The sequence below is a fragment of the Streptococcus infantis genome, from assembly GCF_001579645.1.
GTDB lineage: Bacteria > Bacillota > Bacilli > Lactobacillales > Streptococcaceae > Streptococcus > Streptococcus infantis_E.
This window is the reverse complement of record NZ_KQ970819.1, coordinates 163,997-168,821: the sequence shown is the minus strand read 5'-3', so window position 1 is coordinate 168,821 and position 4,825 is coordinate 163,997. Positions and strand designations below refer to the sequence as shown.

At 35.9% G+C, this 4,825-nt stretch carries 6 protein-coding genes; all 6 read left to right on the top strand.

Translation table 11 applies throughout. The annotated features are described in order from the left end of the window. Positions 1-44: 44 nt before the first annotated feature. Positions 45-785, top strand: coding sequence for an amino acid ABC transporter ATP-binding protein (locus SINDD18_RS05160; protein WP_061863346.1), 741 nt, complete (start codon positions 45-47; stop codon positions 783-785). Positions 786-935: 150 nt separating this feature from the next. Beyond that, positions 936-2,414: a glucose-6-phosphate dehydrogenase gene (gene zwf / locus SINDD18_RS05155; protein ID WP_061863345.1), complete on the top strand. Its 1,479-nt coding sequence runs from the start codon at positions 936-938 to the stop codon at positions 2,412-2,414. Next, positions 2,353-2,775: an RHS repeat-associated core domain-containing protein gene (locus tag SINDD18_RS11525; RefSeq protein ID WP_277619877.1), complete on the top strand. Its 423-nt coding sequence runs from the start codon at positions 2,353-2,355 to the stop codon at positions 2,773-2,775. The genes zwf and SINDD18_RS11525 overlap by 62 nt, the downstream gene beginning before the upstream one ends. 75 nt (positions 2,776-2,850) lie before the next feature. After that, positions 2,851-3,303: a hypothetical protein gene (locus tag SINDD18_RS05145; RefSeq protein ID WP_061863390.1), complete on the top strand. Its 453-nt coding sequence runs from the start codon at positions 2,851-2,853 to the stop codon at positions 3,301-3,303. Positions 3,304-3,642: 339 nt separating this feature from the next. Beyond that, positions 3,643-4,059, top strand: a complete 417-nt coding sequence (locus tag SINDD18_RS05140) for a hypothetical protein (RefSeq protein WP_061863344.1) — start codon at positions 3,643-3,645, stop codon at positions 4,057-4,059. 301 nt (positions 4,060-4,360) lie between these two features. After that, on the top strand, positions 4,361-4,825 hold a 465-nt coding region (locus SINDD18_RS05135), incomplete at its 3' end, for an SMI1/KNR4 family protein (RefSeq protein ID WP_206598377.1).

The window sequence follows — 4,825 nt, the reverse complement described above, 5'->3', positions numbered from 1 at the left end:
CTTCTAACTAGATTAGCGAAACGCTTAGAAAAGAGGATTCAATAATGGCAAAATTAAAAATTGACGTTCATAACTTACATAAACAATATGGTAAAAACAAAGTCCTTAAAGGAATTTCAGCGAAATTCTATGAAGGAGATGTTGTTTGTATCATTGGACCTTCTGGTTCAGGTAAGTCAACTTTCTTGCGTAGCTTAAATCTTCTCGAAGAAGGAACAAAAGGAAGCATCACAGTTAATGGCTATGATTTGACGGATAAATCTACCAACGTAGACCATGTTCGTGAAAATATCGGAATGGTGTTCCAGCACTTCAATCTCTTTCCACATATGACTGTATTGGAAAATATCACTTTCGCTCCTGTAGAACATAAGTTAATGACTAAGGCTGAAGCTGAAAAATTGGGTATGGAACTCCTCGAAAAAGTCGGGCTTGCTGACAAGGCCAATGCTAATCCTGAAAGTCTATCCGGTGGTCAAAAACAACGTGTGGCTATCGCCCGCGGTTTAGCAATGAACCCTGATATTATGCTCTTTGACGAACCGACTTCTGCCCTTGACCCTGAGATGGTCGGTGATGTTCTCAAAGTTATGAAAGAGTTAGCTGAACAAGGCATGACCATGATTATCGTAACCCACGAAATGGGATTTGCTCGTAAGGTTGCCAATCGAGTTATCTTTACAGCAGACGGTGAATTCCTAGAAGATGGGACACCTGATCAAATCTTTGACAATCCACAACACCCTCGTCTAAAAGAATTTTTGGACAAGGTCCTCAATGCTTAAAAAAACTGCAAGGTAAACCTTGCAGTTTTTTTCTTACTTATATTGGGATTTTGGATTTTTTTGAAAATTATGATAAAATAGAAGGTATCAAAATGAGGGTTTCCTCATGCCTAGAATATCTAGGAAAGTAAATAGAAATTAGGTAGCTGGATGTCATCAAAAGTTATTGTTACAATTTTCGGTGCTAGTGGAGACTTGGCTCATCGCAAGCTCTACCCTTCACTTTTTAGACTTTACAAATCAGGCAATCTTTCAGAGCATTTTGCTGTAATTGGAACTGCTCGTCGACCATGGAGTAAAGAATATTTTGAATCTGTTGTCGTAGACTCTATTCTTGATTTAGCAGATAGTCCTGAGCAAGCTCAAGAGTTCGCTAGTCACTTCTACTATCAAAGCCATGATGTTAATGATACAGAACACTATATCGAATTACGCAAACTTCAGGCAGAGTTAAATGAAAAGTATCAAACTGAACACAACAAACTCTTCTTTTTATCTATGGCACCTCAGTTCTTTGGAACTATTGCTAAACATCTCAAGTCAGAGCAAATCGTTGATGGTAAAGGTTTTGAACGTTTGATTGTTGAGAAACCTTTTGGTACTGACTATGAGACCGCAAGCAAACTAAATGAAGAGCTTCTAGCTACTTTTAACGAAGAGCAAATCTATCGTATCGACCACTATCTTGGTAAAGAGATGATTCAGAGTATCTTTGCAGTTCGTTTTGCCAATATGATCTTTGAAAATGTGTGGAATCGTGAGCACATCGACAATGTTCAGATTACATTTGCAGAACGTCTAGGTGTTGAAGAGCGTGGAGGATACTACGATGAGTCTGGTGCCCTTCGTGATATGGTACAAAACCACACACTTCAGCTTCTTTCTCTCCTTGCTATGGACAAACCAGCAAGTTTTACCAAAGATGACATTCGCGCAGAGAAAATCAAGGTCTTTAAAAACCTCTATCATCCAACAGATGAAGAACTCAAAGAACACTTCATTAGAGGCCAATACCGTTCTGGTAAAATTGATGGTATGAAGTACATTTCTTACCGTAGCGAACCAAATGTTAACCCAGAATCAATGACAGAAACCTTTGCTTCAGGTGCCTTCTTTGTTGAGAGTGACCGTTTCCGTGGTGTTCCATTCTTCTTCCGTACAGGTAAACGAATGACTGAAAAGGGAACGCATGTCAATATCGTCTTTAAGCAAATGGATTCAATTTTTGGAGAGCCTCTAGCACCAAACATTTTGACCATCTATATCCAACCAACCGAAGGTTTCTCTCTCAGCCTTAACGGTAAAGAAGTTGGAGAAGAGTTCAAACTTGCACATATTTCGCTTGACTACAGAACTGATGCTACAGCTACAGGTGCTTCACCAGATCCTTATGAAAAGCTAATCTACGATGTATTGAATAACGATTCAACTAACTTTAGCCATTGGGAAGAAGTTAGCGCTTCTTGGGAATTGATTGACCGTATTGAAAAGTTGTGGGCTGATAATGGCGTTCCTCTTCATGATTATAAATCAGGTAGCATGGGACCACAAGCTAGCTTTGATTTACTTGAAAAATACGGTGCTAAATGGACATGGCAACCAGATCTACAGCCAGCTGACCGACAGTGAAAACCAGTATTATGATGAAGAGACCAGGCTGTATTACAACCTGATGCGGTATTATGAGCCTGAGGCCGGGCGGTTTGTAAATCAAGACCCGATTGGGTTGGTAGGTGGGGATAACCTGTATCAGTTTGCGCCAAATATACAAAGCTGGGCTGACTTTTTAGGTTTGTCATCAACACCTGTTACTATTACATTAAAATTTGTTACTGGAATGTCTCGTCGAGAATTCCAACGAAAAGCAGAAACATTAAAAAAACTCGGTGATGTAGGAAAATTAGTAACAATAGAAAAAGTTAAACGAGATCCCTCTGTAACTAAATGTTATAAAAGTGATTTAATTAAAAGAGTTTGGAGACAATATTAAGCCCGAAATCGAGACTTTGCAAATAAATTAATTGAGAGGGTAAAAAGAATAATGCAACCTGATTTGGAAATTGTTATGAATTTATCTCAAATAATTAAACATTATAGAAATTGTTTGTCTGACTTGCCTGATGCTCCTTTATACGGAAATATTCCTCAAGGTGCGGATAGGATAAGTGAACATCTAGAGCAATTTTTGGCACCTGAACATAAACAATTTTTATTATTATGTAATGGGGGTTCTTTTGGAGATATAGAATTATGGAATACAGAAGAGATATTGGATAGACAATATAGAGTACCAAAAAATATACAAGACTATACTTATGAAATAGGACAAGTTTTATATGAACCAATTTTTTTAAATAGGCTCAATGATCAAGTAACATTTAATGTTGATAGTGGAAAAAGTATTCCTTTCTCTTCATTTATTGAGGAATATATATTTGGAAGTAGATATAAATATATATTTGATGGTGCTGATATAGATGATATGTGGTACACCTTTCTACAAGATAACCCTATTTAGAATCTAAATTGTGTAAGGACGACCTCACTATCTTCTTTGAGGTCGTCTGAATCATTTGTTCTTTAACAATCTCATTAGCAGTTGACATAGAGGTCGTCTGAAAACGAACTTTCAGGTGACCTTCATCTTATTTCGTCAAAAATATGCGCACGAAAGGGTTTTTATATCATACTGCTGCCTTTGAAATAGAATATAAGGCGTATATAAAACCATGTGGGAGAATGATTTAAGAAACTAAACGGCAGAAATTTATTTCTAGGAAACAGGCAACAAGATTTCGTAGAATTATTGGTAAATGTTCCTAATTTTATTAATGTAAACATATTGGAAAGGGTTAATATGAACTACTTGATTAAGCCATATGAATCAATTGGTGATTTTGTATTTGGTACTTCTCTTGAGGAAGTACAAGAAAAACATGGAAGACCAGTAAGAATGGTTGAAGATAATATTATGAATAATAAGGTGGAATATAGAAATGCTTGTGAGTTAGTTTATGAAAACGATAAACTGGTTTATGCATATTGCTTAAAAGATTCTAATCCCATATTAGGAGATATTGATATATTTAAAAATTCAATCGAAGACCTTAAAGCCATCGATTCAGAATTTATTGAAGGAAAAAAATATATTCTTTTTAAGAACCTCGGAATTTGCATAGGAGGTATGACAGGGAAAAAAATTCCTGAAGGCAAGTTATTAATTGCATTCGATAAAAATCACTTTGATTTTTTTGAATGTTTTATCGAGGTGTAATCGAACTGTAGCCAATGAAACTTCCAATTACGATGAAAAGTAAGTCGTAGCCTGCACAATGCCTTCAGTCCTGACGTAGGATGTATACGGTAACCACAAATACTGTTTTGTATTTCAGATAACCTTATATATTGCGTTCCATGAAATAATCTGATTTTGCATCATTATAGTAGGAATAGGGCGCAAATAATACCGAGAGATTTACATAGTGGCATTAGGCATACTGGTCCTGCAAGTGTCATGCGTAAATAAAAAGAAAATCGGAAAAACATGTCCATAACCTTTAACTGGAGTAAACATTATGAGCACAAGAATGCAAACTTTAATAGAAAAAATGGGTGGAGTTGTAAGGGTCGGAGCAAAGCCTTTCGCTCCTTTATCACGAGAAATAATGTCAAAATTTCTAGATATTGATAGAAAAGAATTTTCTGATTATTTAGATTATTTGACGTATTTTGGAGGAGAGACATATCTAAATGAAGTATTTTATAAATTAACCATGTATGACAATGGACTACCAAGCTATTGTTATCCCCCTGATTCACCGATAGAAAATGTTGTAATAAAGAAAGGGGAATTTGGTTGTTTCTATGGAGAAGGGGAATCGTATCAAACTGGCTATTCATTGAGCGATACTATAAAAAAAATGGAAAATAGGATTCCTACAAATTTTTTACCTATTGCTGAGAATAACTACGGAGATAGGATATGTCTTTGTATAAAAGGGAAAAAAATAGGAAAAATTTTTTATTGGTACCATGAAAAC